This is a genomic window from Streptomyces sp. NPDC005402, from assembly GCF_040606575.1.
Taxonomy (GTDB): Bacteria; Actinomycetota; Actinomycetes; order Streptomycetales; family Streptomycetaceae; genus Streptomyces.
In genome coordinates this window covers 211,690-238,312 of record NZ_JBEXFB010000010.1, presented here as the reverse complement: position 1 = coordinate 238,312, position 26,623 = coordinate 211,690, and the positions used below count along the sequence as shown (strand labels likewise).

At 70.6% G+C, this 26,623-nt stretch carries 21 protein-coding genes; 11 read left to right on the top strand and 10 right to left on the bottom strand.

What is annotated here, in order from left to right:
- Positions 1-98: 98 nt before the first annotated feature.
- The 4 genes from ABZT02_RS21420 to ABZT02_RS21405 form a co-directional block, all read right to left on the bottom strand.
- Entirely contained in the window at positions 99-1,604 is a 1,506-nt protein-coding gene (locus tag ABZT02_RS21420; protein ID WP_356019549.1) for an alpha-N-arabinofuranosidase, read from the bottom strand.
- A 75-nt stretch (positions 1,605-1,679) separates the two neighbouring features.
- A complete protein-coding gene (locus ABZT02_RS21415) occupies positions 1,680-2,588 on the bottom strand; it encodes a carbohydrate ABC transporter permease (RefSeq protein WP_356019548.1) in 909 nt (302 codons plus the stop codon).
- Positions 2,585-3,577 carry a sugar ABC transporter permease gene (locus ABZT02_RS21410; protein ID WP_356019547.1) on the bottom strand — a complete coding sequence of 331 codons (993 nt, stop codon included), beginning with the start codon at positions 3,575-3,577 and terminating at the stop codon, positions 2,585-2,587. The genes ABZT02_RS21415 and ABZT02_RS21410 overlap by 4 nt, the downstream gene beginning before the upstream one ends.
- Positions 3,578-3,671: 94 nt before the next feature.
- Positions 3,672-5,027, bottom strand: coding sequence for an extracellular solute-binding protein (locus tag ABZT02_RS21405; protein WP_356019546.1), 1,356 nt, complete (start codon positions 5,025-5,027; stop codon positions 3,672-3,674).
- A 475-nt stretch (positions 5,028-5,502) separates the two neighbouring features.
- Here ABZT02_RS21405 and ABZT02_RS21400 point away from each other — a divergent pair, with 475 nt between their 5' ends.
- The gene (locus ABZT02_RS21400) at positions 5,503-6,549 is read left to right on the top strand and encodes a LacI family DNA-binding transcriptional regulator (protein WP_356019545.1); all 1,047 of its coding nucleotides are present in this window, start codon (positions 5,503-5,505) and stop codon (positions 6,547-6,549) included.
- Between the two features lie 137 nt (positions 6,550-6,686).
- Complete coding sequence (locus ABZT02_RS21395; protein ID WP_356019544.1) at positions 6,687-7,973, top strand: alpha/beta hydrolase-fold protein; 1,287 nt, start codon at positions 6,687-6,689, stop codon at positions 7,971-7,973.
- Positions 7,974-8,135: 162 nt separating this feature from the next.
- Here ABZT02_RS21395 and ABZT02_RS21390 read toward each other — a convergent pair whose 3' ends face one another.
- Positions 8,136-8,741: a phosphatase PAP2 family protein gene (locus ABZT02_RS21390; protein ID WP_356019543.1), complete on the bottom strand. Its 606-nt coding sequence runs from the start codon at positions 8,739-8,741 to the stop codon at positions 8,136-8,138.
- A 119-nt stretch (positions 8,742-8,860) separates the two neighbouring features.
- On the opposite strand from ABZT02_RS21390, the gene ABZT02_RS21385 reads away from it, so the two are divergent.
- The 3 genes from ABZT02_RS21385 to ABZT02_RS21375 all read left to right on the top strand — a co-directional run bounded on the left by ABZT02_RS21385 (position 8,861) and on the right by ABZT02_RS21375 (position 11,080).
- Positions 8,861-9,232: a BlaI/MecI/CopY family transcriptional regulator gene (locus ABZT02_RS21385; RefSeq protein WP_356019542.1), complete on the top strand. Its 372-nt coding sequence runs from the start codon at positions 8,861-8,863 to the stop codon at positions 9,230-9,232.
- Positions 9,229-10,170, top strand: a complete 942-nt coding sequence (locus tag ABZT02_RS21380) for a M48 family metalloprotease (protein ID WP_356019541.1) — start codon at positions 9,229-9,231, stop codon at positions 10,168-10,170. The genes ABZT02_RS21385 and ABZT02_RS21380 overlap by 4 nt, the downstream gene beginning before the upstream one ends.
- Positions 10,171-10,288: 118 nt before the next feature.
- Positions 10,289-11,080, top strand: coding sequence for a hypothetical protein (locus tag ABZT02_RS21375; protein ID WP_356019540.1), 792 nt, complete (start codon positions 10,289-10,291; stop codon positions 11,078-11,080).
- Between the two features lie 134 nt (positions 11,081-11,214).
- Here ABZT02_RS21375 and ABZT02_RS21370 read toward each other — a convergent pair whose 3' ends face one another.
- From ABZT02_RS21370 to ABZT02_RS21360, 3 genes are all read right to left on the bottom strand, one after another.
- The gene (locus ABZT02_RS21370) at positions 11,215-11,784 is read right to left on the bottom strand and encodes a TetR/AcrR family transcriptional regulator (RefSeq protein WP_356019539.1); all 570 of its coding nucleotides are present in this window, start codon (positions 11,782-11,784) and stop codon (positions 11,215-11,217) included.
- 522 nt (positions 11,785-12,306) lie between these two features.
- Entirely contained in the window at positions 12,307-12,897 is a 591-nt protein-coding gene (locus ABZT02_RS21365; RefSeq protein ID WP_356019538.1) for a hemerythrin domain-containing protein, read from the bottom strand.
- Between the two features lie 11 nt (positions 12,898-12,908).
- On the bottom strand, positions 12,909-14,108 hold the full coding sequence (locus ABZT02_RS21360) for a hypothetical protein (RefSeq protein WP_356019537.1): 1,200 nt from the start codon (positions 14,106-14,108) through the stop codon (positions 12,909-12,911).
- A gap of 344 nt (positions 14,109-14,452) precedes the next feature.
- On the opposite strand from ABZT02_RS21360, the gene ABZT02_RS21355 reads away from it, so the two are divergent.
- The 6 genes from ABZT02_RS21355 (at position 14,453) to ABZT02_RS21330 (ending at position 21,332) form a co-directional block, all read left to right on the top strand.
- A complete protein-coding gene (locus ABZT02_RS21355; RefSeq protein WP_356019536.1) occupies positions 14,453-14,965 on the top strand; it encodes a hypothetical protein in 513 nt (170 codons plus the stop codon).
- Between the two features lie 82 nt (positions 14,966-15,047).
- Entirely contained in the window at positions 15,048-15,890 is an 843-nt protein-coding gene (locus ABZT02_RS21350) for a DUF4097 family beta strand repeat-containing protein (protein ID WP_356019535.1), read from the top strand.
- A gap of 68 nt (positions 15,891-15,958) precedes the next feature.
- Positions 15,959-16,942 carry an ATP-binding cassette domain-containing protein gene (locus tag ABZT02_RS21345; protein ID WP_356019534.1) on the top strand — a complete coding sequence of 328 codons (984 nt, stop codon included), beginning with the start codon at positions 15,959-15,961 and terminating at the stop codon, positions 16,940-16,942.
- Positions 16,939-17,730, top strand: coding sequence for an ABC transporter permease (locus tag ABZT02_RS21340; protein ID WP_356019533.1), 792 nt, complete (start codon positions 16,939-16,941; stop codon positions 17,728-17,730). Before ABZT02_RS21345 ends, ABZT02_RS21340 begins: the two co-directional genes overlap by 4 nt.
- Positions 17,731-17,905: 175 nt before the next feature.
- Positions 17,906-18,916 (top strand): cytochrome c oxidase assembly protein, encoded by a 1,011-nt coding sequence (locus ABZT02_RS21335; protein ID WP_356019532.1) that lies wholly within the window; start codon positions 17,906-17,908, stop codon positions 18,914-18,916.
- A gap of 250 nt (positions 18,917-19,166) precedes the next feature.
- Positions 19,167-21,332: a SpoIIE family protein phosphatase gene (locus ABZT02_RS21330; RefSeq protein WP_356019531.1), complete on the top strand. Its 2,166-nt coding sequence runs from the start codon at positions 19,167-19,169 to the stop codon at positions 21,330-21,332.
- A gap of 116 nt (positions 21,333-21,448) precedes the next feature.
- On the opposite strand, the gene ABZT02_RS21325 is transcribed toward ABZT02_RS21330, so the two are convergent.
- Both ABZT02_RS21325 and ABZT02_RS21320 read right to left on the bottom strand, forming a co-directional pair.
- On the bottom strand, positions 21,449-22,633 hold the full coding sequence (locus tag ABZT02_RS21325) for a type III polyketide synthase (RefSeq protein WP_356019530.1): 1,185 nt from the start codon (positions 22,631-22,633) through the stop codon (positions 21,449-21,451).
- Positions 22,634-23,423: 790 nt separating this feature from the next.
- Positions 23,424-26,486: an FG-GAP-like repeat-containing protein gene (locus ABZT02_RS21320; RefSeq protein ID WP_356019529.1), complete on the bottom strand. Its 3,063-nt coding sequence runs from the start codon at positions 26,484-26,486 to the stop codon at positions 23,424-23,426.
- Positions 26,487-26,623 lie beyond the last annotated feature (137 nt).

The following is a 26,623-nucleotide window of genomic DNA, read 5'->3' as shown; positions in this document are numbered from 1 at the left end:
CTCCCAAGGGATGTCCGGGAAGAGGGGATGGTGCGGGGCCCGCCGCTCCCGGGGAAATCGGGGGGAGACGGGAGCGGCGGGTGTCGGAGGGGGAGTGGTCAGCCGGCGCGGCGCAGCCGGACGACGTTCCAGGAGACGGGCGGCAGGCTCACGGTGAGGCGGCCGTCGGTGACCGAACCGGTGTCGGCGGCGTACGGGCGGACCCGGTCGGGGTCGTCCTGGGTGTTGACGGCGCGGACGTCGGGGTCGCTCAGCACCGCGTGCTCCACCGGGACGAAACCGGGGAACGCCCGCAGGTCCAGGGCGAGTTCGACGTTGTCGCCCTGGTGCCTGTTGATCGCGAAGACGGTGAGCTCGTCGCCGTCGGTGGTGGCCACGGCGTCCACGACGGAGACCTCGCCGAAACGATTCGTCTCATACGTCGGCGCGACCGGCTCCACCCGCAGGACCGTGCCGCGGGCGTGCCGGGCGGCCTGGGCGAAGGGGTGGAAGGTGGTCTGGCGCCAGCTCGGGCCGCCGGGCTCGCTGCGGATGGGGGCGATGACGTTGACGAGCTGGGCGAGACAGGCGGCGGTGACCCGGTCGCTGTTGCGCAGCAGGCTGATCAGCAGCCCGCCGACCACCACGGCGTCGGCGACGTTGTACTCGTCCTCGATCACCCGGGGCGCCACGGCCCAGTCGGTGGGCTTCTCCTGCGCCTCGAAACGGGTGTTGTACCAGACGTTCCACTCGTCGAAGGAGAGGTTGATCCGCTTCTTCTTGCGCTGCTTGGCCCGGATGTGGTCGGCGGTGGCGACCACCGACTCGACGAAGTGGTCCATGTCGACCCCGGAGGCCAGGAAGCTGCCGAGGTCGCCGTCGAGCTCCTCGTAGTAGGCGTGGCAGGAGATGTAGTCGACCTGGTCGTACGCCTCCTCCAGGACGGTGGCCTCCCAGGCGCCGAAGGTCGGCATCGAGGAGCTGGAGCTGCCGCAGGCCACCAGTTCCAGCTTGGGGTCGATCATCCGCATGGCCCGGGCGGTCTCGGCGGCGATACGGCCGTACTCCTGGGCGGTCTTGTGGCCGGTCTGCCAGGGGCCGTCCATCTCGTTGCCCAGACACCACATGCGGATGCCGAAGGGGTCCTGGGCGCCGTTCTTGATGCGCTGGTCGGACCAAGCGGTCCCGCCCGGGTGGTTGCAGTACTCCAGCAGGTCGAGGGCCTCCGCCACGCCCCGGGTGCCGAGGTTGACGGCCATCATCGACTCGACGCCGGCCTTCTCGGCCCAGCGCTGGAACTCGTGCAGGCCAAACGCGTTGGTCTCGGTGCTGTGCCAGGCGAGGTCCAGGCGGGTGGGGCGGTCGGCGACCGGGCCGACGCTGTCCTCCCAGCGGAAGCCGGAGACGAAGTTGCCGCCGGGATAGCGAACGGCGGTCACCCCCAGCTCGCGTACCAGGTCCAGGACGTCACGGCGCAGGCCGTCCTCGTCGGCGAACGCGTGGCCGGGCTCGTAGATGCCGGTGTAGACGCAGCGGCCCATGTGCTCGACGAACGAGCCGAAGGTACGGGGGTTGACGTCGGCGACGCGGAAGGCCGGGTCGACGGTCAGGGAGGCGTGCAGCATGGAGGTGGCTCCGGGAGGTGCGCGAAGGGCGAGGGGGGAGGGGCGGTGGCGAGGGGCTGGGGCGAGGGGCGGGGCTTACTTGAGGCTTCCGACGGTCAACCCGCCGCGCCAGTACCGCTGGAGGAGGAGGAAGGCGACGATCAGCGGGATGATCGCCACGAGAGAGCCCGCGATGACGAGCGTGAACAGCGTGTTGGCGCCGGACTGGACCAGCGCTCCCTGGTACCAGGACTGCAGGCCCACGGTCAGCGGGAACAGCTTGTCGTTGTTGAGCATGACCAGCGGCAGGAAGAAGTTGTTCCAGGTGCCGACCATGGAGAACAGCAGCACGGTCACCAGCGCGGGCTTCAGCGTCGGCAGCGCCACGTTGAACAGCACCCGCAGCTCACCCGCCCCGTCCACCCGGGCCGCCTCGAGCAGCTCGTCGGGCAGGGACTCCTGCACGTACACCCGGACCAGGTACACACCGAACGGGTTGAGCAGGGAGGGCAGGATGACCGCCCACATGGTGTTGGTCAGCGCCACCTTGCTCAGCAGCAGGTAGGTGGGGATGGCCAGCGCGGTCGCCGGGACCATGATGGCGCCGAGCAGGCTGGAGAAGAGCAGGTTGCGGCCGGGGAAGCGGTACTTGGCGAAGGCGTACCCGGCGAAGGTGGCCACGGCGGTGGCGCCGACGCCGCTGACGCCCGCGTAGATCGCGGTGTTGCCCATCCAGCGCAGGTATTCGCCGTCGTTGTAGGTGAACAGCTGCTGGATGTTGGTGAAGAAGGCGCCCGGCGAGTGGAACCACAGGGCCGCCGTGGAGAACAGGGCGTCGTTGTCCTTGCTCGCGGCGACGACCAGCCACCAGAACGGCATCAGAAAGTACAGGATCATCGCCACCATCACCGCGTTGACGGTGACGCGGCCTTTGGCGGAGGACGTACGGCGGGGCGCCGGGACGGCGACGGCGGGGGCGGGGGCGGGGGCTGCGGCGGTGGTCACTTCAGTCCGCTCCTTTTGCGTGCGGCGAACAGGAAGAGGTAGGAGCCGATGAAGACCACCGCTCCCAGTGAGAAGGAGATGGCGGCGGAGTAGTTGAACTCCGAGTACTGGAAGGCCAGGTTGTAGGCGTAGAGGTTCGGCGTGTAGTCCGGGGTGATCACGGAGGACGCCGTGGGCTCCAGCACCCGCGGTTCGGTGAAGAACTGCAGGGTGCCGATGATGGTGAACATCAGCGTGAGCACCATGGCCGAGGAGATCATCGGGATCTTGATGCGCAGGGCCGTCTGGATCTGGCCCGCGCCGTCGAGCTTCGCCGCCTCATAGACCTCGCGGGGCAGGCCCTGCAACGCCGCGTACAGGACGATCATGTTGTAGCCGGTCCACTGCCAGGTCACGATGTTGCCGAGTGAGGTCAGCATCAGGCTGTGGCCGAGCAGGTCGACCTTCCCCGTGCCCAGGGCGTGGCTGAGGGAGTTCACCGGGCCGAAGGTGGGGCTGTACAGGAAGCCCCACATCAGGGCGCCGATCACCGCGGGGACGGCGTACGGCATGAACAGCGTCATCCGGAAGACCTTGGCGAGCTTGCTGGAGACCTCGTCGATGATGAGGGCGCCGAGCAGCGCGAGCCCCAGCATGACCGGGATCTGCACCAGGCCGAAGACCACCACGCGGCGTACACCGGACGTGAAGTGCGGGTCGGTGAAGGTCTGCTTGTAGTTGGCGAACCAGCTGAAGTGGTCACCGCCGACCAGGGTGGAGGTCCGCAGGCTCAGCCAGAAGGCGTACGCCAGCGGGGCCACCAGGAAGGCCGCGAAGAGCAGCCCGAACGGGGTGATCAGCAGCAGGCCCATGGCCTGGTGGCGGGTGTGGGCGGACCGCCGGCCGTTGCGGCCCGCGCCCGCGCCGGTCCCGGGGGCGCGAAGTCCCTTGCTGCGGACGGTACTCGGGGGCGCGGCCGTCGCGGGTCCCTGCTGTCGGAGCAGGCTCATCACATCTCCTTGCGGGTCTTACGGAGCCCCCGCCGGCGTGCGGTGCGACGCGCGGACGCCGGCGGGGGCAGTGGGGGGCGGGGACTCGGGCCGGTTACTTGCTGACCTTGAATCCCTGCTTGGCCGCGTAGGAGCTCACCTGGTCCTGGACGTTGTCGTTCACGGCGGACCAGTCGGTCTGACCCTGGAGGGCCTTGCCCACCTCACCGGTGTCGGTGTTGTAGGCGAAGTCCTGGAACGGGCTCCAGTCGAAGGCCCCGATGCCGTTCGCGGCGGGCACGAAGACCTTGTTGATCTGCTGGCCGCCGAAGAAGTCGTACTTCTTGTCCTTGAAGTACTCGCTGTTGAGGGTCGGGGTGGCCAGCGGGAAGAGGTAGGCCTGGTCGATGCCGATCTTCCAGGCGGCCTGGGAGGTGCCGAACAACTCCCGGGCGACCTCGGTGGCCTCCTTCGGGTGCTGGGTCTGCGAGGTCACCGAGAAGCTCGAACCGCCCCAGTCGCCCTGGGCGTTGCCACCGGCCGTCCACTGCGGGAGCGGGGCGACCCGCCACTTGCCCGCGGTCTTCTTGGCCACGCTGGAGAGGTAGCCCGGACCCCAGCCGGCCGCGATGTACGTGGCGTACTTGCCGGTGCTGAGGCCGTTGTAGAAGTCCGTGGTGGCGTACGACTGGGTGTCGACCAGCTTGTTCTTGACCAGGTCGCCCCAGTACTCGTACACCTTCTTGGCGTTGTCGTCGTTGAGCTTGACCCCGATGTCCGGGAGCTTGCTCGCCGAGTAGGTGTAGGGGCGGGAGCCGGCCTGCCAGGTCAGACCCTGGCGCCAGCCCGCGGCCGTCTCGTCGCTGCCGAAGTCGGTCATGTAGGCGCTCGGGTCGGCCTTGTGCAGCTTGGCGGCCTCCTCCTTGTACTCCGCCCAGGTCGTCGGGACCTTCAGGTGGTACTTCTTGAAGAGGTCGGCGCGGTACATCATCGCCATCGGGCCGCCGTCGACCGGGATCGCGTAGACGTGCTCGCCGTCGGAGGCCTGCTTCCAGGCCCAGTCGACGTAGTTGCCCTTGTCGTCGTTGGCGCCGTACTTGCCCATGTCGAGCAGGCCCTTGGTGAGCTGGATGGTGGGCAGCTCCTGGAACTCCAGCATGACGACGTCGGGGGCGCCCTGGCCCGCCTTGAGCGCGGTCTTCAGCTTGGTGTACTCGTCCTGGCCGACGCCCGCCTGCACCCAGTCGACCTGGACGTCCTTGTGGGTCTTGTTGAACTCGGCCACGACCTGCTTGAACTCGGGGTACCAGGCCCACACCTTGATGTGCACCGGGCCGCCGCCCGTGGCGCCGCTGCCGCTGCCGCCGCCCGACCCGCAGGCCGCGAGGAGCACACCGGCCAGGGCGGCCGAGGTCGCCGCGACCGCGGTCCGACGCAGCGATCGGGAGGTGGGCTTGCTGATGGAGGACATGAGCGATCTCCTGGGTGTGGTGCCCGAGGGCAGGGCTGGGGAAGGCAAGGCGGAGGCACGCCGGACACACACGGGTCCGTCGTATACGGGCCGGGGTGTGCGACACCGCGGCTTGACGAGGGCGGACGTCGACCAGCGCGGGAGGGTGGGCGCGGGTGACGTCGGTGAAGTGAGCGACAGCTCGGTGATCAGCGCGGGAGCGCTGTCAGACCACCTTGAGTAAAGAGTGAAGCCCTGTCAGGGCCGGTGCGGCTCCCGGCCCCTGCGTGGTGGCTCTTCCCACTGCGGCTCCTACGATCCGGTCCGCGACGCGGTGACGTCACGGTCCCTGGGTTCCCGACCCGGCTGGATCAGGCCCCCTTCTGCTACGCTTTGCAGCGCTGCAAAAGTGTTAACCGAGAACTTGCCGCGCTGCAAGGGGTAACCGGGAAGAAACTTTCAGCGCTGAAACGGGCAACCGGGACGAAGGTGTCACATGGCAAGAGGTGTCACACTCCGCGACGTCGCGGCGCTCGCCGGCGTCTCCAGCCGGACCGTGTCGAACGTGGTCAACGGCTATGTGCCGGTCTCCGAAGCCATGCGGGCCCGGGTGCAGAAGGCGGTCGACGAGCTCGGCTACCAGCCGAACGTCCTGGCCCGCAACCTCGCCTCCGGCCGGTCGGGCCAGATCGCGGTGGTGGTGCCCTACCTGGACACGCCCTACTTCGCCGAGCTGTCCCAGGGCATCATCCGGGCGGCCCGGGTCCAGGGCTACAACGTCCTGATCGACCAGACCGACGGCGACGCGGAGCACGAGAAGACGTTCCTCAGCCGCGGCTCCCAGCAACTGCTCTTCGACGGCGTCATCTTCAGCCCCCTGGGGCTGGCCCAGTCCGACCTGGGCGAGCGCGACGCGAACCTCCCGCTGGTCGTGCTCGGGGAGCGGGTGAGCGACGGCGGCTTCGACCACATCGGCATCGACGACGTCACCGCCTCCCGGGAGGCCACGGAGCATCTGCTCGGCCTCGGCCGGCGCCGCGTCGCCGCGATCGGCGACCAGCCCTACCGCACCGGCGAGGCGGCCCAACTGCGCACCCAGGGCTACCGCTTGGCCCACGAGCGGGCCGGCGTGCCGGTGCACGAGGAACTCGTCATCTCCACCCCGCGCTTCAACCGCTCCGACGGCGCCAGCGCCATGGCCCACCTGCTCGACCTGGAGGAGCCGCCCGACGCGGTCTTCTGCTACAGCGACCTGGTGGCCCTGGGTGCCCTGCACACGCTGGCCGCCCGCGGGCTGCGCGTCCCCGAGGACGTCGCCGTCGTCGGCTACGACGACATCGAGGACGCCCGTTACTCGAACCCGCCGGTCACGACCATATCGCCGGACAAGAAGATGATCGCCGAGACGGCGGTGACGCGACTGCTCAAGCGGATCGGCAGCTCGACGCCGGTCCCCGGCATGGAGATCCGGGCCCCGCACCGGCTCCTCAAGCGGGCGAGCACCATGGGGCGGCAGGCGATGGACGCGGCCGACGGAGGATGAACTTCGGGCCGCTGCCCGTGGTGCCGTGCCCGACGACACGTCCCCCTTTTGCACTAATTGGGGAACGCCGAGGATCCCGCAGCCCTCCTTCTGCATGAAGGAAACCGCACAGGTAGGGAAATCGGGGATCAACCGGTATGGGTCTGACCAGCGAGACGACCGTGTATGTGATGGCGGCCCTCGCCGCCGTGTGTGTGGCACTGCTGGTCTGGTGGTGGCCACGGTTCGCCCGGCAGGGGCTGCTGCAGGTGCTCGGGCGCCTGGTGGCCCTCGGGACGACCCAGGTGGTGATCATCGCGGCGTTCGCGTGCTGGCTGAACTCGTCGTACCAGTTCTTCGGCTCGTGGGGCGAACTCTTCGGCCATGTGGAGACGGCCCCCGTCGGGGTGACACAGGCGGGGGACCAGGGCGGCACCGGCACCGTGAACGGCGTCGCCGTGAAGGGCGCGCTGGTACAGCCCGCCGGTGACGAACAGCTCAGCCGGGTCAGCGGACTGCCCACCGGCCCCGCCGCGGTGAACGGGCGAGTGGAGTCCGTGAAGGTCGTCGGCCGCCGCACGGGTGTGGTCGACCCGGCCTTCGTCTACCTGCCGCCGCAGTACTTCCAGAAGGCGTACCAGCGGCAGCGCTTCCCGGTGATCGTCGCGCTCAGCGGTTACCCGGGCAGCATCTTCAACCTCGCGCAGTATCTGCGGGTGTCGCAGACGGCCGGAGCGCTGCAGAAGAACGGTCAGATGCAGCCGACCGTCATGGTGATGATCCGGCCGACGATCGCCCCGCCGCGCGACACCGAGTGCGTGGACGTACCGGGCGGTCCGCAGACCGAGACCTTCCTGGCCAAGGACCTCCCCGACGCCCTGAAGTCCGCCTACCGGGTCGGCCACGACGCCAGTGCCTGGGGGGTCCTGGGCTACTCCTCCGGGGGTAGCTGCGCCCTGCAGCTGACGATGCGCGATCCGCACGTGTATACGACGGCCGCCGCCCTGTCGCCCGACTACAAGGTCAAGGACGACCCGACGACCGGCAACCTCTTCGGCAACGGCCCGGACCGCACCGAGCGGATCAACGGCCACGACCTGATGTGGCGGCTCAAGCACCTGCCGGCCCCCGAGGTCTCGGTCCTGGTGGCCGAGAGCAAACACGGTGAGCGCGGCTATCCGCAGACGCAGGCGTTCATCAAGGCCGTCAAGGCACCCATGCGGGTCGTGTCGATCGAGCCCGAGCACGGCAGCCACAACTTCCCGACCTGGGTGCAGGAGATGCCACCCGCCCTGAAGTGGATGAACCAGCAGCTGACGTTCCCCCAGGACGTGGTGCCCCGCCACCACAGGAAGGGTGCCGTGGTCGCCGACCCGAAGCCCGCCCCCGACCCCCTGCGCGCCGACGGCCCCGAGCCCACGCCCGCCGCCAGGACACGCCGGTGAAGGTCCCCTGCGGGGAACGACACGGGTGGGGGAACGACGGTGCGTGAACGACACGGGGAGAACGCCCCCGCGCAGGCCCCGCGCCTGACCTGTCGCCGGCCGTACGCCGGCCCCCGCACCCGCGGCCAGCGGCCCCGGCCGGGTCGACGGCAGCCCCGCGGATCACGGATCCACCAGCAACGGCCTTAGCCGCGAAGCGCTCAGCCGTCGTACCAGCGCGTCGGTCCGGCCGCGTACGGCCGCGGTGAGCAGCAGCGCGACGAGCGCCCCGACCGCGAGACCGGCCACCACGTCGTGGGGGTAGTGGGCGCCGACCCAGACCCGGGAGGCGGCCATCGCGACCGCGGCCACCGCCGCCGGCGCGCCGAGCCGGCGGGAGACGAAGAGCAGCGCGACGGCGGCCGCGGCGGCCGCCGCCGCGTGGTTGCTCGGGAAGGACCAGTCGCCCGGCGCCGGACACGCCTCCAGCGTCGCCACCCGCAGACTCTGGCAGGGGCGGTCCTCCCGCACCACCAGCTTCAGCGCGTCGTTGACCGCGTACGCCACGACGACCGTCACCGGTGCGGTCAGCGCGAGCACCGCTTCACGGGAGCCGACGTGCCGCGCCCGCCACCAGCCCACGACCATGAGGACGGCGAACAGCGCGAGCCCGTACGTCGACCAGGCGGACACGAGGCCGTCCAGCCAGGCGGGGGAGCGGTGGGCGAGGTCCACCACGTCGGTGTAGGCGGAACCGTCGACCGGGGCTCCGTCGAAGGCGAGCAGCATCCCTCGATCCCCTTCTGTTTCACTGGACGGACGGGAGCACGTGGGCACGGCACCCGACGACTACAATCCTGTAGACGGTCTACTGCACTGTAGACGATGGCGGGGTGAGGATCGTTCCCATGACCGACGCGAAGGACGAACGACGGCCGGCCGGTGAGCTCGAAGCCGGTGTCCTGGCCGCCCTGTGGGCCGCGGGCGTGCCCCGCACACCGGTGCAGGTGCAGACCGACCTCGCCGTCGACCTGGCCCGCACCACCGTGACGACGATCCTGACCCGCCTGCACGACAAGGGGGTCGTCGGCCGCGAGCGGCAGGGACGCGGCTATGCGTACTTCCCCGTTGAGGACGCCCCCGGCCTCACCGCCCGCCGCATGCACAGCGAACTCGACCGGGACACCGACCGTGAGACGGTCCTGGCCCGCTTCGTCGCCCGGCTCAGCACCGACGACGAGCGGATACTGCGCGAACTCCTGGAATCGGGTGAGCAGTGACCGTTGCGCAACTGGCCCTGCTGCTCGTCCCGCTGTCGCTGCCCTTCGCCGTACGGACGCCGGCCGGGCGGGCACTCGACCGCCTCCACCCGGTCACCGCGCTGTGGACGCTGACCCTCAGCGCGCTCGTACTGGCCGGTGCCTCCATGTCGGCGCTCGGGGCGCTGGTTATGACGGGCCTGCTCAAACTGCCCCTCTTCGCCGCGCTCGGTGCACTCGTCCGCCCCCTGCCCACACCGCCGGACACTCTCGTCCTGCCTGTGGCCGCGGTGGCCACGGGAGTGCTCACCGTGAGCGCGTGGACCGTGCTGCGCTCGGCCGTGCGCCAGTTCCAGGCCTTCCGGTCCGCGCGCAGACAGGCGGATCGCAGTCCCACCGCGGGTGACTTGTGCGTCGTCGACTCGCCCCACCCGGACGCGTATGCCCTGCCCGGCCGGCCGCACCGCATCGTCGTCACCACCGCCATGCTGCGCAGCCTCGGCGCCGCCGAGCGCGAGGCCCTCTTCGCCCACGAGCGCGCCCACAACGCGGGCGGCCACCACCGCTTTCTGCTCGCCGCTGAACTCGCGGCCCACTGCCATCCCGGACTGCGCGGCCTGCGAGACACCGTCCGACTCGCCGCGGAACGCGCCGCCGACGAGGCCGCCGCGGCCGCCGTCGGTGACCGCCGCCTGACCGCGCGGGCGATCGCCCGCGCCGCCCTCGCCACCCATGCCTCGCGCTCCACCCGCCCGGACTTCGCCGCCGCCGCGACCACCGGACCCGTGCCGCAACGCGTCGCGGCCCTCCTCGCACCTCCCGCGCGGCGCCCCCGTACGACCTCCTGGATCGCCCTGCTCCTCGCCGTCTGCACGGCGTTCTCGGCCTGTGCGGCCGCGGTCGGCGTGGTCACCTTCCACCACGAGGTGGAGGTGGCGCAGGGCGAGGCGTCACGCTGACCCCGGCCCGCATCTTTCCCAACACTGGCCCCCAAAAGGAAACTTACCCACCAGAAGCCCAAAAACTATGGCAAAGCGGTCTGGGACAGGGGCCGTCGACCGTGTCATCGTGCGGGCCATGACGACACAGCACCTCCTCGACGGCCCGCCCCGCCATCCTCTGCGCCCGATGGCGAACAAGGTGCCCGAAGTGACGGTCCTCTTCTGGATCATCAAGGTGCTGACCACCGGCATGGGAGAGACGGCGTCCGACCTCCTGGCCCGGGTGCTCGGCCCCATACCGGCGGTCGCCGTCGGCGGTGTCGCCCTGGTGGCTTCCCTGGCCGTCCAGTTGACCGTCCGTCGCCACATCGCCTGGGTCTACTGGACCGCCGTCGTCATGGTCAGCGTCTTCGGCACGATGGCGGCCGACGTCCTCCACGTCGGTCTCGGCGTCCCCTACGCGGTCTCGACGCCCGCGTTCTTCGCCGTCCTGGCCGCCGTCTTCGTCCTCTGGTACGCGAGCGAGCGCACGCTGTCCATCCACAGCATCCGGACCCGCCGACGCGAGACGTTCTACTGGGCGGCCGTCCTCGCCACGTTCGCCCTCGGCACCGCGGCAGGCGACCTCACCGCCACCGCCGGCCTCGGCTACCTGGGTTCGGTCCTGCTCTTCGCGGCCGCGATCTGCGTGCCCGCACTGGCTCACCGTTTCAGCGGCCTCAGCGCGGTGACCGCCTTCTGGGCCGCCTACGTCATCACCCGCCCCCTCGGCGCCTCGCTCGCCGACTGGATGGCGGTGAACGGCTCCCGCGGCGGCCTCGCGCTGGGGCTGGAGCCGGTCACCCTGGCGTGGACCCTCGCCATCCTGGGCCTCGTCGCCTACCTGGCCGCGTCACAGCGTGAGGGGCGTGGGGGCGCAGCCGTCTGACCGGCCGTCATGGGGTGCGGCCGTCATGGGATGCGGGGGTCATGGGGTGCGGGGCGCCCGTCGTTCCTGGTCGTCTTCGGCGGACGTCCTGGCTGTACTCATCCGCAGGGTCCAAGCGGCGGAAGGGCGCTGCTTCAGCGCATGCGTGCCGCGTCGAGCAGGGTGACCACCGTCGGTGCGACGAGCCCCGTCAGCTTGTCCGCTCCGATTCCCGCCCGTGCGCTGGCGCCGTCGAAGACCAGGCTGAGCTGCCGGGCCAGCAGGTCGGGGTCGCTCGCCCCGCCCTGCTCGGCCTCGGCGCGGAAGAAGGCGGTCAGGTTCTGCTTGACCTCGCGGGCGACCCGGCTCGCGGGATGGTTCTCGTCCTTGAGCTCGATCTGCACGGCCAGGTAGGGGCAGCCGTGGAACTCGGGCGCGCCCGACTGCGACTCCACCTGTTCGAAGACGTGCAGGATCCGCTCGCGGGGTGAAAGGTCGTCGTCCGCCGCGGGCAGGAGCGCCGCCACATAGGCGGAAGTGCGCTGCTCCAGACTCGCCGCGAGCAGCGCGTCCTTGCTCTCGAACAGCTGGTACATGGAGCGCTTGGACACCCCCGCCGCCTTGCACAGGGCCTCGACGCCGATCCCGACACCGTCTCGGTAGGTCAGCGTGGCCGCCGCGTTCAGCAGCCGCTCTCTGGAACTGGGCTTCGCCTCGGTGGTCATACTGCGAGGTTAACTCCATTCCGACCGAATGAAAACTGATCGGTTTCCCGGGGAGATTCGGGCGCGGCTCGGGAGTTGCCCTCGCCCTGGGCGTCGTAGGAGAGGACCGAGCGGATACCCCCGGTGATCTGCCGCAGGGGCCTCGAACTCCGCGAGGAAGCGGTAGAGGCCGGGCAGTGTCTCGATGGGGGTGGTGGTCCGGCCGTCGGCACCGCCATGCCGATGAAGACGAGCGGGGTCACCAGCAGGCCGGGCGTGCCGAAGACCGCGACGAGGGTGAGCAGGTTCTGGTGGCCGGCCCGGAGACCGGTCCCGACCCTCGGACGGGTCCCCGGCCGACAAGCCGCGGGCCCGACGTCCTGGCCGCACGGGTCGGGGCCGCCGCACCCGCGACGGGCTCGGCGTGCGGTCTGCGCCAGGTTCGCCAGGCCGCTGGCCGCCGGTCGCCGGTCGCTGCTCGCGGGGGCCGTGAGGCCCGGCCGCCCCCGGAAACCTCGCGGCACCGGGAGGCGGCTGCCGGGTTCAGCCGTTGCCACCGGCCTTGCGGATGGCGTCCCTGGTGCGGTCCACCAGGGCCGCGACGGGGCCCAGGGCCACGTTGGCCGCGCCGGACTCGACACCGGGATGGGGCCGGGTCGGAGCCATGGCCTCCGCGGCTTTGACGGCCTTGGCCATCGCGGCGAGGTTGGTGACGTCGGTGCTGCGGCGGATGTGCGTGAACTCGTAGCGTTCCTCCGCCCGGGCGTGCTCCTGCACGTCCTCGCGCAGCTTCATGAGCTGGGGCATGAACTTCGGGTCGTCGGTGTCCATGTCGTCCAGCCGCGCGAGGGTCTCCTTGGCGGCCTTCTCCTCGGCGAGCCGGTCCTCGACGACCTGCTTGCCACCTGAAACCGCCCGTCGGACGAAGGGGTGCACGATCTCTTCCTCGGCGGTCTCGTGCACGGCCAGCAGTCGTACGAGCCGGTGGAAGGCATCGCGGCGTTCCTCGCCCTTGCTCTGCTCGACCTCGTCGAAGAGGTTGCGGATGTCACCGTGCTGGCGCGTGAGGAGCGCGACGACGTCGATGTCGGGAGCGTGGTCGTCCCCGGCGTGCGGGGTGTGCGGTTCGGACATGGTCGGCTGCCTCACTTCTCGCGCATCGCGGGGTCGGGGTGCTCGCCCTCGGACTGCACGCGGTACTCCCGCCCGAACATCGCGTCGTGCTCGGTCATGACCCGGTCGCTCGGCGGCGCCTCACCGCCGTGGATCTGCTCCTGCATCTTCTCGAACCGCTCGTGGGCCTCATGTACGTAGCCCGTGCCCAGCGTGGTCAGGTCCATCTGGGTGTCGAGCAGTTCGCGCAGGTACTGCTTGTTCGGCTCGAAGGTGAGCACGGCGGGCAGCTCCGGTGCCAGTACCTCCTGCGGCTCGCGGCCGTCGTAGCGGCGCATCAGGTCGCAGGCGGTGTGCAGGTGCTCCAGCTCCATGTTGAGGTGCAGCTCCCAGATGGCCTTGACCCTCGGGTCGCTCTCCTGCTCCATGAACGAGTAGTACAGGTAGCACTCGTTGTACTCGTGGTTGACGAGCTGCTCCCACCACGTCTCCCCCGGGTCGACCAGCGACTCGTAGTGCGTGACGTGCTCCTCCTCGATCAGCCCGATCTCCTGATAGAGCTGGCGGGCGATCGGCTCCATGTAGGTGGGGCCGGTGTTCATGTAGAAGTTCATGGTCTGCTGCTCCGCGGACATGATCGTCAGGGCGTGCAGCTTCGACAGCGGGTTCGTCGTGTCCTTGTCGTAGGCGTCACGGACGTTGTCGGCGGGGTCGCGGTGGTGGAACCTGGTCGGCCGGCCGGGCATCACCTCGGTGAGGTTGTCGACGATCGACTCCGCCTTGCGGTGCTCGATCATTTCGTACAGGTTCGCGTACCGGTACAGATGGTCGAAGTCCTCCAGCACACCGAACTGGTACGCCTGCTGCAGATAGGGGTCCGGCTCCATCCGCGCCACCCACGAGGTGAGGTCCACGGCGACCTGCTCGTAGGCGATCGTCGTCTCCAGCACCGACGAGACCCCGGGCAGCAGCCAGTTCACGACCTTCTGCTGCTGTGCCTCGATGTACCGGGTCTGGGCGAGCTGCCGCTTGACCTCCGGATCCACCGTGTTGCGAGCGAGCTGGTGGCTGAAAAGGATCGCCTCTACCTCGATGCCGTTCATCGTGATGATCCGGCAACGGGTGTACGGGTCGCACCGGTCCGGATCGATGGGCTGCACATTCAGCTCACGCCAGCTGCGAAGCTGACGGTCCAGCGGGATGCCACGCTGCTCCAGTGGGTTGAAGGTCATGGGGGCGCCTCCTGGTGACGGGAGAAACTCGCGCGTCGGCGGCGTACCCGCGACGGACAACGAGCACAGGTCTGTTCCCGCAGTGTGTGCACGACAGCCGGGTTCCAGCCACCGCTGTCGGGCGAGCCCTGCCGTACGTCGTCCGGCGTGGCGCCTGGTGACACCACTTGGCGCCATGGGGTGCCATCTCGCGCTCGAAGTGGCGCCTGAGGGTGTGCGGCGCCTCGCTGAATCGACTCACCGCTCTCGCGTTTACGCAGGTGAGGTGCACTCTTCTGGTGATGGTCGCCGTCGAGTGCCGTGCAGGGTTGCGCATGGCGCCATAGCGGTGCCATGCTGGCTCCATGGACCTCACCCCGTATGTCGACAACCTCCGCCGCGAACTCGCGGTGGCTGCCGAAGCCGGAGGCGACGAAGCGCGTGAACTGGCCGAGAGGCTGACCGCTCCCCTGGAGTCGGCGACCCGGCTGGTCATGCTCAACGTGCTGTCCGCGGCGATGGACGAGATCACCCGCGAACTCGCCCCCGGCTCGGTCGACGTACGGCTGCGCGGACTCGACCCCGATTTCGTGGTGACGCTGCCGCCGACCGAGGGTGGCGCCACCGCTGAGCCGGCCGCACCCCTCGAACCGTTCAAGGTCCCCGCCGAGGGCGACGAGGGCGGCACCGCTCGCGTCAACCTGCGGCTGCCGGCGCACCTCAAGACGCGCGCCGAGGAGGCCGCGACCCGCGAGGGCCTGTCGGTCAACGCGTGGCTGGTGCGGGCCGTGTCGGCCGCGGTCGACGGCGGCACCCGGCCGCGTACGCCGGGCAAGGCCCAGAACGTCGGCCAGAGCTTCACGGGCTGGGTGCGCTGACCGCGCCCGCATCCCGGAGAACGCAAACGCACCACGTCCCACCAGCGGGGACGCCCCAAGGACTCAAGAGGACGGGACAGCCATGCCTTCTTTCGACACTCCCGAACCGATCTCGGTCAACGCCCACGTGGCCGCCGGCTCTCTCCGGCTCACCGCGGGCGACCGCCCCGACACCGTCGTCGAGGTGCGGCCCCGCGACCCGGAGAAGGACAAGGACGTACGGGCCGCCGAGCAGACCGAGGTCAGCTACGCGAGCGGCGTCCTCACCGTCAGGACGAAGGAGCGCCGCCTGATCGGCCCCTCCGGCGTCGCCGACGTGAGCGTCGAACTGCCCGCGGGTTCACGCGTCGAGGTGACCGGCGCCTGGGCCCAGGTGCTCGGCGACGGCCGGCTCGGCGAGGTCCGGGTGAAGACCTCGGTCGGTGACGTCCGGCTCGACACCACCGGCCCGGTCCAGCTGACCGCCTCCCACGGCTCGATCGTCGTCGACCGGATCGAGGGCAAGGCGGAGATCACCACGAGCTCCGGCAACCTGCGCGTCGGCACCGTCGACGGCCCCGCCGTCCTGAAGAACTCGAACGGCAACACGGCCGTCGGCGTCGTGACCGGCGAACTGCGGGTGAGCGGCGCCAACGGCGCCATCGACATCGCGTGCGCCGAGGCGTCGGTCACCGGCACGGCCACCAACGGCGTCCTGCGGGTCGGCGAAGTCGCCCGCGGTGACGTCCAGTTGGAGACCTCCAACGGCTCCATCGAGATCGGTGTCCGTGAGGGCACCGCCGCCTGGCTCGACGTCAGCTCCCATCGCGGGCTGGTACGCAACACGCTCGCCGCCTCCGAGGCCCCGGAGCGGACCGAGGACGCGGTCAAGGTCCGCGCGCGGACCAACTGGGGCAACATCGACGTCTTCCGCGCCAAGGCCTGAGCGCCCGTCGTTCGCCCACCTTCCGCCGACTTCACCCACCTACTTCAGCCTTCGAACGGGAGGGCCTCATGCCTTCTTCTGTCATGTCCACATCCATCAGGGACGGCTTCCCAGCCGCCGTCTCCGCCACCGGCCTGCGCAAGGCGTACGGCGACAGGACCGTCCTCGACGGCATCGACCTGCACATCCCGGCCGGGTCGGTGTTCGCCCTGCTCGGCCCCAACGGCGCCGGCAAGACCACCGCCGTGAAGATCCTGTCCACGCTGATCTCCGCCGACGGCGGCGACGCCGAGGTCGGGGGCCACGATCTCGGCACCGACCCGCAGGCGGTGCGTGCCTCGATCGGTGTCACCGGGCAGTTCTCCGCGGTGGACGGGCTGATCACCGGTGAGGAGAACATGCTCCTGATGGCCGACCTGCACCACATCCCCCGCAGGGAGGGACGACGCGTCGCCGCCGAACTCCTGGAGCGCTTCGACCTCACCGAGGCGGCGAAGAAGCCCGCCTCCACCTACTCCGGCGGCATGAAGCGCCGACTCGACATCGCCATGACCCTGGTCGGCGATCCCCGGATCATCTTCCTCGACGAGCCCACCACCGGCCTCGACCCACGCGCCCGCCACACCATGTGGCGGGTCATCCGCGAACTCGTCACCGACGGCGTCACGGTCTTCCTGACCACCCAGTACCTGGACGAGGCGGACGAACTCGCCGACCGCATCGCGGTGTTGAACGACGGCAGGATCGTCGCCGAGGGCAGCGCCGAGGAGCTCAAGCGGCTCGTCCCCGGCGGCCACGTCCGGCTCCGCTTCACCGACCCGGCCGTCTACCGGAAAGCCGTCGCCGCGCTGGGCGAGGCGGGCCGGGACGATGACGCGCTGACCGTCCAGGTCCCCAGCGACGGCACCCAGCGCGAGCTGCGCTCCCTCCTCGACCGGCTGGACGCGGCCGATGTGGAGGCCGACGAGCTGACCGTGCACACCCCCGACCTCGACGACGTGTTCTTCGCCCTCACGGGCGGCGCCGACCAGCCCAAGGAGCCTGTCCGATGAGCAACCTCTCCCTCGCCGTGCGCGACTCGTCCACCATGCTGCGCCGCAACCTGCTGCACGCCCGGCGCTACCCGTCCATGACGCTGAACCTGCTGCTCACACCGGTCATGCTGTTGCTGCTCTTCGTCTACATCTTCGGCGACACCATGAGCGCTGGTCTCGGAGACGGCGGTGGGGGCCGGTCCGCGTACCTCGCCTACCTCGTCCCGGGCATCCTGATGCTGACCATCGGCGGCACCACGATCGGCACCGCGGTGTCCGTCTCCATGGACATGACCGAGGGCATCATCGCCCGCTTCCGCACGCTGGCCATCCACCGCGGTTCGGTGCTCATCGGCCACGTCGTCGGCAGCGTGCTGCAGTGCGTGATGAGCGTGGTCCTCGTCGGGGCCGTCGCCGTGGCGATCGGGTTCCGGTCCACGAACGCCACCGTCCTGGAGTGGATCCTGGCGCTCGGGCTGCTGGCCCTGGTCTCCCTGGCCCTCACCTGGATCGCGGTCGGCATGGGCCTGTCCAGCCCGAACCCGGAGGCGGCCAGCAACAACGCCATGCCCCTGATGATCCTCCCCCTTCTCTCCAGCGCCTTCGTCCCGGTCGACGCGATGCCGGGATGGTTCCGGCCGATCGCCGAGTACCAGCCCTTCACCCCGGCCATCGAGACCCTGCGCGGCCTCCTCCTCGGCACCGGGATCGGCCACAACGGCTGGCTCGCCGTCGCCTGGTGCCTGGGACTGGCCGCGCTCGGCTACGTCTGGTCCAGGTCCCTGTTCGACCGCGACCCGAAGTAGGGGCCGGCAAGCGGTCGCGAGCGGGCAGAGCGACACCTTCCGTACGTGCTGGTAACCGGCGTCCGGTCCTCCCACGACACCCCGCCCCCCGGCCCGCAGGCATCGGGGCATACCGTCCGGCTGTGCGACCGAGTCGAATCGTCGTCCCGGAACGGGGCGCGGGAGGAAGGTCCGGATGAGCGGTTACCCGGTGACCGACCTGGCGGCCGGACGGCTCGCGGAACTGACCGCGGACCGGCTGCTGTCCTCGTGGCGGCTGGACCTCCCCGCGCTTGTGCTGGCCGTGGCCCTGGGCGCGCTCTACGGCTGGGGCGTGGGGAGACTCCGTCGCCGCGGTGCCCCCTGGCCGCCCGCCCGGACCGCGGCGTTCGCGCTGCTCGGACTGGGCGGACTGGTCGTGGCGACGATGTCCTCCCTCGCTGTCTACGACCATGTGCTGTTCTGGCCGGCCGCCGTGCAGAACGTCCTCCTCGACCTGGTGGTCCCGCTGGGCCTGGCGCTCGGCGATCCGCTGCGGCTGGCGGTCGAGGCGCTGCCGGAGGAGGCCGCCGGGCGGCTCCGGCGGGTCATGACCGGGCGGGTCGTGCGGACGCTGACCTTTCCCCTGGTCAGTACGGCGCTGGTGCTGGCCACCGAGCTGACGGTGTACTTCACGCCGTACTTCGCGACGGCATTGCGGGTGGGCTGGCTGCACGAGCTGATGTACCTGCACCTGCTGGCGGCCGGCTGCCTGTTCGTCGTACCGGTGCTGACCCGGGAGGAGACGCTGCCGTCCTGGTGCACACATCCGGTACGGGCGGCGCTGGTCTTCCTGGACGGCGTCGTCGACGCGGTCCCCGGGATCGTCGTCATGACCCACGGCACCCTGATCGCGGGCGCCTGGTATCTGCACCACGCCCCGTCCTGGTCACCGGACGTCCACCACGACCAGCAGGTCGGCGGCGGCGCCATGCTCGATATCGCCGAACTGGTCGCCCTGCCCTTCCTGCTCGCGATCCTCTTCCAGTGGGCGCGCGCCGAACGCGTCCAGACCGCGGCCCTGGACCGCCGACTGGACGCAGAACTCGCCACCGCGCAGAGTCCGGAGCCCGGCGCGCCCCCCACTGCCGACCGCGTACGCCCGTGGTGGGAGACCGAACAGAACGACGTGGCCGCCGGCATCCGCCGCCACAACGAAAGCCACTGACGGGCCACCGACCCGGGACTCGCCCCCGAAGGCCTCGGGGCGGCTCGGCGCGAACAGCACCCTCACCGTGAGGGCCGCCGGTGTCTACGGCGTCCCGGTCGGCGCCCACCGTGCGATCCCGCTGGTGTGGGCGAAGCGGCTCCGAGTGTTATTGAATGAGTTTGCGGTCAGGAATCCGGGACTCTGTCGCCCGGGTTCTGGTACGGCCCCGGCGTGGTGCCGGGGTTGGCGAGCGAGCTGAGAGAGCCGCATGGACTCCACCCCACCCCCCTCGTCTGCGTCACCGTTCGACATGGTCAGCAGCGCCTTGGGGCAGTACATGCCGGTCGACGGAGCGGCAGCGGCCGCCGGTTCCGCCGACCCGCAGGGCGACAACGCCGCCCGCCGACACGTACCCGCCGCCGATGCGACCCCCGCCCGTCAGGAGCAAATCCTCGGGGCGGTCAATCTGGACCCGGATCTGAGAATCACCCGCTGCAATCTGGACGCCCCCGTCTTCGCAGGAGTGGAGGCCGTGTCCGGGCGACCTTTCGTCGATCTCCTGCCTCCCTGGGACGTACCGACGGTCACCCGGCGGTTGCGGCAGGTCCTGGAGACCGGTGAGCCGCACGTCGCCCGGGTGCAGCGCCTGCGGCGCGGCGACGGGTCGCAGCTGGTGGTCTCGATGAGCATCCTGGCCGCCGCGCCGCCCCAGGAGGGCTTGACCGTCTCCCTGATCGCGATGGCCAGGAGGCTGCACCTGTACGCCGCCGAGACCGCGATCGGCACCTCGTTGGACGTCGGCGAGACCGCGCAGTCGCTGGCGGAGTCCCTGCTGGCCTGGGGAGATGTCACCGCCATCGACCTCGACTTCGCCGTGTGGACGGGCGAGGTGGCCGTCGACCAGCCGCAGGGGCGCATCCGGCTGCGGCGGGCGGCCCTGGTGCCGGACCGGGCGTGGCCCGACGGCTACGTGACACCGGGTGACGACCTTCCCGGCGATGCGAGTCGCCTGCTGGCGCGGGCGATACGGCGTGACGACGCCGCGCAGGCCGTCGTCATACCCGACCGGAAGACGATCGAGCGGGTCCTCGGCAGTGCGCGGTTGATACGTGCCCTGGTGCCCGGTGACCGGGCGGCGGGGGTGGCGTGCATACCGCTGGTCCTGGAGGGGGCGCCGCCCGTCGTTCTGGGGGTGGCGGAGGTCTGGCGGCGGGCGGACCGCCCCTTCGAGGACAGCGAGCTCCTCGACCTGCAGGAACTGGTGGCCAGGACCTCTCACCACGTCGACCTGGCCCGTCAGCACCAGCGCGAGCACACGCAGGTGCTGGCCTTGCAGCGCCGACTGCTGCCACGGTCCGGCGGCGACACCATCGAGACCGCCAGCGTCTACCAGCCCGCCACCCCCGACAGCGCGGGAGTCGGCGGTGACTGGGTGAACAGTTTCCCGCTGCCGGACGGCCGTACCGCGCTGGTGGTGGGGGACGTCGTCGGGCACGGCCTGGGAGCCGCGGCGACCATGGGGCAGCTGAGCATGGAGGCCCGCGCGCTGCTGTCGGCGGGGCTGGCACCCGACGAGGTGCTGGAGCACCTGGACGAGACCGTGTCGCTGCTGGACGACGCGGAGTCCGGGCTGGCGGCCGGTTACAGCGCCCTCGGGTCGACCTGCTGCATCGCCGTCTACGACCCGGTCAGCCACCGCGTGACGCTCGCGAGCGCCGGCCATCTCCCCCCGGTCCTGGTCCCCCCGGACGGGCCCGCCGGCCCGGTCGCGATCCGCCCGCACCCCGGCCTGGGCGCCGAGTTCGCGCTGCGGGAGCCGTATGACGTGCACGCCTTCTCCGCACCCCCGGGCTCACTGCTCGCCCTCTACACCGACGGACTGGTGGAGGATCCCGCCCTGTCGATCGACGACGGCATCGACAGGCTGACGGAGGCCGTGTCCGCGGTGCACCCCTGGGACGCCCTGCAGCAGGCCGCGCGGCGCGTGGTCTCGACGCTGGCGCCGCGGCGCCGGCGCGACGACGTGACCCTGCTGCTCGCGCGCCTGATCGGTCACCGCAAGGGGGACACCGCGACCTGGCGCCTGCCCGCTCGCGGTGACGCGGCCGCCCGGGCCCGCACACTGGTCTCCGAACTGCTGGGGCGATGGGGCCTCCGAGAAGACACCCGGGACAGCGTGCTGCTCGTGGTCGACGAACTGGTCGCCAACGCGGTCCGCTTCGCCGACGGACCCATCACGGTACGGCTGATCAGGACCGGTCACGGGCTGCTGTGCGAAGTGGGCGACACCGGGAACGGCAGGCCGCGGCTGGGCCATGGCGGACTTCTCGACGACGGTGGCCGTGGCCTGTACGTCGTGCATGGACTCACCACCCGGTGGGGGGTGCGGTGGACGGACACCGGCAAGGTGGTCTGGGCTTCGGTCGAGCGGTGACGAGGCGTCGGCCGGGGCGGTGATGAGACGTCGGCCGGGCGGCGACGACGCTTCGGCCCGGCGGCGTGAGCTCGTCGGCCGGCGCCACCGGCGGTACCGGTGGCACGAGTTCGCGCCTACAGCCACTCCCCTTCCAGGGCGGTGGCCGTGAGGCCCGGGGCCGCCGCGTACAGGACGGCACGACCGCCCCGCTTCTGCCCGGCGTCGTAGGCCCTCCGCATGATGTCGAACACGGCGGCGCCGCCGCGGTTGCCGCTGGTGTAGCTGTCCCGGCTGTAGTCCAGCAGCCCCGAGGGCCACCCGTCGGGCATCGTCTGCTCCATGTACTCCAGCACTCGCGTCCCGCCGGGGTGCGCCAGCAGAACGTCGGGGTGCCAGGAGTCGGGGTCGTCCTGGTAACGCAGACGCAACCACTCCCACATCGCGGTGACCGTCTCCTGCACGGCGCGCGGCCCGCGCCGGTCCATCACGAAGTGGGTGCCGTCCTCCCGTGTCTCCAGGCGGTGCAGGTCCTGGGTGCCGGGCAGAGTGTGGTGCCAGGCGGCGTCCAGCCGCAGCACCGACTCGGGCCTCGGGCGACCCGTGACGACCGCGGCGACCGCCGTGTCCGCGAACAGCAACCGGACGATCAAGGATTCCAGAGTGTCGTCCGCGGGCTGGTAGGTCGTGCTCAGTGCCTCGGCGATCACGATCAGGACCACCCGGTCGGGGTCCGCGGCCACGAGATCCGCCGCCAGCGCCAGGGAGCGGGTCCCGGCTATGCAGGCCCACTGGGTGGCCGGCAGCAGCATCACGTCGCCCCGGAGCGGGAGTCTGTTGGCCAGGGAGACGTCCAGCCCCGGCAGCGCCGGGGTGGTGGAGTGACTGGTGATCAGACAGTCGACGTCCGCTGCGTCCAGCCCGGCGATCTGCAGGGCCCCGCGCGCCGCCTGCTCCCCGCAGGACTGCACGGCCGCCCAGGCCGGCGCGGTGCGCTCCTGGACGGTCTGCGGCGCGGGTATCGACTCGAGGGCGGCGATCACGCGATCCACGTCCTGTTCGGTGAACCCGTCGCCGGCCAAGGCCTCTCGGGTCGGCCCGATGCCGGCAGCCGGCAGGCCGCTCCCCTTGCCGGCCGCGACGGCGGCCTCCAACGGCAGCATCCACCCGCGGGTTTCGATGCCCGTGCTGGCGGCGATGCCGTCGATCCGCGGCGCCCACGCCGCGTGCGGATGCCGACCGCGCACTTCGTCCACGATCTGGCTGGTCTGCACGGCGTGCTCGCCGTGTATCACGGCAGGCGGGCACAGGTAAGCGGCCATGATCGGCACCTTTCTACAGAGAACGAGAGGAAACGTCACGAACGCTGTGTCATGGGCCACTTGGGAATGCTTCATCCAAGTCGATGACAGTGCGCTCCGGTTCGGGATTCCGTATCCGTTTCGAGCATGGACGCCAAAGGGGCATTTACGCTGTGACCCGGGCAACTTGGCAGGTTCCGAGATGCGTGACACGGCACACACCGCTGCGGAGGGGCCCATCAGCCGAGGAACGGCCGCGACGGCACAGACGGTCTCCACTCCGGACGTGCGCGAGCCCGCCTCCGGCGCCTGACGCGGAGCGGCTGTACGTCGTACCCGGCACTCACTCCCGCAAGTGACTCGGCCCTCTACGTCCGAGATACGGCGACCGCGGCGTACGGCGCCCTTAAGGAGCGCAGCCTGAGTGCGCTCGTCTACGCCGACCCCGAGGACCTGGCGATCATCAAGGAGGGACGAGCCGCCGTTCTCGCGCGCCTTGGAGGAGCCGGGGCGCACACCCTCCAAGTCGGAGGTCCGCGGCACGGTCGCCGAGGCCGTCCGGCGGGAGACCGGGTCGGATTCCGGATCCGCGGCGGGCTGTGACCCGCAGGGCGACCGGGTCGGGCCATCGCGCGTGCACACGGACCCGCGCCGGGTCGTCGACGGACTCCCCGACCGCGACATGACGAACCGTGCGGTCCTCCTCGCTGCCCTCGGCGGGGCCGCTGACGAACAGACTGCCGCCGTCCGACGGCCGCGGGCCCCGGACGATGGTGTCGTCCGGGGCCCGCGGCATCATGGCGGAGAGGGCTCAGAACAGGGCCTTGTACCCCTGCCAGCCCGTCGCGATCTTCGTACGGCCGCCGAAGGACCCCTTGCCGTTGCCGTTGTTGCGATAAAGGGTGCCGCTGGTGTCGCGGGAGACGAGGTCGACCCTGCCGTCGCCGGTGATGTCGCCGACCCCGACGACGACGTTGTAGGACGCGCCCCAGTCGTTGAAGACCTTCACCCGGGCCTTGAACGCGCTGTTGCCCTTGCCGTCGTACCGCCACAGCTCGTTGGACTTGTCCTGGGTCAGCAGATCCCCGATGCCGTCACCGTCGAGGTCTCCGGCACCAAGGATCTTCTTGTAGCCCTTCCAGTTGTCGTAGAGCTTCACGCGCGCCGACAACTTCCCGGCGGACGTGCCCTTGTAGAGGTACACGGTCCCGGTGGAGGAGTTGCGGGCGACGAGGTCGGGTCGACCGTCACCGCTCACGTCGCCGGGTGAGGTCAGGACGTCGTACTGGTTCCAGCCGCTGGTCCCGAGTGTGGTGTACGACGTCGATGGCGTCGCCGCCTTTCCGCACCCCGGTTTGTACAGCCGCAGTGCCCCGCTGCTCAGCCTGACCAGCAGGTCGTTGCAGCGGTCGCCGCTGAGGTCGCCGTACGGGACGAACCGTGCGCTCGTCGGCCAGCCGGGGCCGGTCGCCTTCCCGGAGAAGGTGCCCTTCCCTGTGCCGTACTGGTAGGTCAGCCCGCCCGAGCCGTTCAGTGTCAGCAGCTCACCGAAGCCGTCCGAGCCGACGAAGTCGCGGTGGACCGCGGCGGCTCCGGTGAGCCTGAGCGTGCCCGTCCGTGTCAGGGCCGCGCCCTGGCCGTCCGCGGGGGTGACGCTCAGGGCCCAGGTGTAGGCGCCGTTGCGGACAAGTCGTCCCGAGCCGTCCTTGCCGTTCCAGGCCGGGGTCACCACACCGCGTGCCAGGCCACCGGAGAGAGTGCGGACGGCCTTGCCCGTGGCCTTGTCGGCGATCACCAGCTTCCAGGAGGCCGCAGGCTTGTTGAGCCACCACTTCGGGCTCCACTGCGCGGCGCCGCCCTTGACGTCCACCGAGGCGGCGACGGTGGCGTCGCGCTGGACAAGGGGGGAGACGGGGACTTCGCTGGAGGTCAGACGGATGGTGTTGTCGGGGCGCAGCTGGGCGATCAGGCCGGTGTACGGGTCCACGTCCCAGCTGTTGCTCTCGAACTCTCCGGCGGTGTGCGAGACGGGGACCCCGCTCCGAACGTCGATCACCTTGAGCCGGCCGTCCTCGGCCATCGCGACGAAGCCGTCGCCGAGCTGCGCCGGACGGTAGAACGAGTCGGACACGAGCGTCAGATTCCGCTTGGTGACGGTGTCGTAGACGCCCTGCCCCTCCGAGCCCATCACGCACTGCCACAGCAGCCAACGGCCGACCGCCTGGAAGCCGTCCAGCAGGCAGCCGCGCCCGAACCACACCGGCTCGCCCTCCTGTCCGGTCAGCAGGTCGACGGGGACCACGGACGCCTTGTCGTACCTCAGCCAGACGGTGGTGCCCCAGATCGCCCGCACGTACTCCGTCGTCGTGTACACCGTCTTGCCGGAGTCGAGGTCGACGATCCGGGTCTCCGCCACGCCGGTGCCGTCGTCCGGACCGGCCAGGGAGGCGAAACGGCCGTTGGCGGCGGACACGGTCTGGTAGCTGCGGGAGCTGTCGATCCGGGTGCCGGGCATCGACTGGCCGGCACCGAGGAGCCGGGGCTGCTCGGCGGCGTCCGTGCCGTAGCCGGCTATGACCGTGCGGCCGTCGCCGGTGTCGAGGAGCCGCGGGCGGCCTTCCGAGTAGTTCTCCAGCACGACCTGTCCGCGAGCGGTGCTGGTTCCTGCCGTGGGGGAGTCCGCCACGCCGGTCTCCCGGGTGTGGAGATACGACCAGTCACCCACCGGGTCCAGTTCCACTGTGGTCAACCGGCCCTGGGAAAGGGCGAGTTGGGAAACAGGCCGGGGAGTCTGGCGAGGGTGCCCGTCCGTGATCCGGCGTACGGCGATCCCACCGTCCTCGGTGGCTTCGACGAGGCTGACGCCCCAGTGGTCCGTGTCGGTTCCGCCCGCGACCAGGAGCCCGCCGTCCGGGGTCGCCACGGCCTGCCGAGACGTCCTGGCCAGCAGTGTGCGCGGCGCGGAGCCGTCGAGGGGGACAGCCTCGACGCGCGAGACCGCACGGCTGGTGTCGTTGCGGCCGAGGGAGGAGTCGTAGCGGGACACGATGACGGTGTCGCCGACCAGGCCCAGTACCTGCGAGATCTCCCCGACCGCCACGGTCCGCACGGCGGCGGACGGGTTCTGACGGGAGGCGACGTGCACGACGCCGTCGTAACACCACACCACATGGGTGGGGGTGAGCGCGACCTGGGAGTACCAGGACTGCACGGTGTACGGCAGCGGCGTGAAGCGCCCCTGCTCGATGTCGAGCCACCCGGTGACCCAGTCGTCGCCCCGGGTGTACCGCACGATCTGCCCGCGCGCGTCCGCCAGCCCGGCCGCGGACCACAGGGCGGCGCCTGACGGGACGCCCTCCACGGTGCGGTCGGTGACGGAACCGTCGGCCCGCACGTCCAGCAGATGCCACAGGGAGCCGGCGGTGTCGGAGGTTCTCACGGTCGTGACGACCGTCGACCCGAGCGTGCTGAAGTAGGTGTGTCCCTCGGGCAGCGTGACCGTGCCGACCTCGCCGGACGTCATGTTCCGCAGGGTCACGGTCCTGGTGGGGATGTCGTAGCGGGCGACGACGTCCGAGCCCGCGCCGGCGCTCGTGACGCCGTACGCGTCCGTTCCGGACTCGTCGACGACCGTGTCGACGCCGTCGTACGACGTCCACAACTGGCCCCGGCCCTCCTCGTAACGGAGGAAGCCCGACGGCCCCGCGCTCAGCAGGCCCGTGTGGGGCACCGCGACCGTGGTGGCCGGGACGACCACCTCCCCGGTGACCGTCGCGCCCTGTGCGCCGCCTGCCGTCAACGGGCCGAGGCCGAGGGCCAGAACGAAGGAAACGGCGGTGGCGGTGGCGCCTCGTACGAGCGCACGTCTGCCCATGCGGGACCTCTCGGGGAGCAGCGGGTGAAGGCTTGGAGAGGCGCGTGACGGCAGCGTGGAGCTGCGGGTCATGGACCCGCCGCTCGGGTGATGTTCCGCAAGCCCCCCAGGCAAGTGGCCGGATCGTAGCATTTTAC

Coding starts and splice junctions, on each gene's coding strand:
- ABZT02_RS21420 (WP_356019549.1), bottom strand. CDS start 1,604: ATGCTGCACGCCTCCCTGACCGTCGACCCGGCCTTCCGCGTCGCCGAC.
- ABZT02_RS21410 (WP_356019547.1), bottom strand. CDS start 3,577: ATGAGCCTGCTCCGACAGCAGGGACCCGCGACGGCCGCGCCCCCGAGT.
- ABZT02_RS21405 (WP_356019546.1), bottom strand. CDS start 5,027: ATGTCCTCCATCAGCAAGCCCACCTCCCGATCGCTGCGTCGGACCGCG.
- ABZT02_RS21400 (WP_356019545.1), top strand. CDS start 5,503: ATGGCAAGAGGTGTCACACTCCGCGACGTCGCGGCGCTCGCCGGCGTC.
- ABZT02_RS21395 (WP_356019544.1), top strand. CDS start 6,687: ATGGGTCTGACCAGCGAGACGACCGTGTATGTGATGGCGGCCCTCGCC.
- ABZT02_RS21390 (WP_356019543.1), bottom strand. CDS start 8,741: ATGCTGCTCGCCTTCGACGGAGCCCCGGTCGACGGTTCCGCCTACACC.
- ABZT02_RS21385 (WP_356019542.1), top strand. CDS start 8,861: ATGACCGACGCGAAGGACGAACGACGGCCGGCCGGTGAGCTCGAAGCC.
- ABZT02_RS21375 (WP_356019540.1), top strand. CDS start 10,289: ATGACGACACAGCACCTCCTCGACGGCCCGCCCCGCCATCCTCTGCGC.
- ABZT02_RS21370 (WP_356019539.1), bottom strand. CDS start 11,784: ATGACCACCGAGGCGAAGCCCAGTTCCAGAGAGCGGCTGCTGAACGCG.
- ABZT02_RS21365 (WP_356019538.1), bottom strand. CDS start 12,897: ATGTCCGAACCGCACACCCCGCACGCCGGGGACGACCACGCTCCCGAC.
- ABZT02_RS21360 (WP_356019537.1), bottom strand. CDS start 14,108: ATGACCTTCAACCCACTGGAGCAGCGTGGCATCCCGCTGGACCGTCAG.
- ABZT02_RS21355 (WP_356019536.1), top strand. CDS start 14,453: ATGGACCTCACCCCGTATGTCGACAACCTCCGCCGCGAACTCGCGGTG.
- ABZT02_RS21350 (WP_356019535.1), top strand. CDS start 15,048: ATGCCTTCTTTCGACACTCCCGAACCGATCTCGGTCAACGCCCACGTG.
- ABZT02_RS21345 (WP_356019534.1), top strand. CDS start 15,959: ATGCCTTCTTCTGTCATGTCCACATCCATCAGGGACGGCTTCCCAGCC.
- ABZT02_RS21340 (WP_356019533.1), top strand. CDS start 16,939: ATGAGCAACCTCTCCCTCGCCGTGCGCGACTCGTCCACCATGCTGCGC.
- ABZT02_RS21335 (WP_356019532.1), top strand. CDS start 17,906: ATGAGCGGTTACCCGGTGACCGACCTGGCGGCCGGACGGCTCGCGGAA.
- ABZT02_RS21330 (WP_356019531.1), top strand. CDS start 19,167: ATGGACTCCACCCCACCCCCCTCGTCTGCGTCACCGTTCGACATGGTC.
- ABZT02_RS21325 (WP_356019530.1), bottom strand. CDS start 22,633: ATGGCCGCTTACCTGTGCCCGCCTGCCGTGATACACGGCGAGCACGCC.
- ABZT02_RS21320 (WP_356019529.1), bottom strand. CDS start 26,486: ATGGGCAGACGTGCGCTCGTACGAGGCGCCACCGCCACCGCCGTTTCC.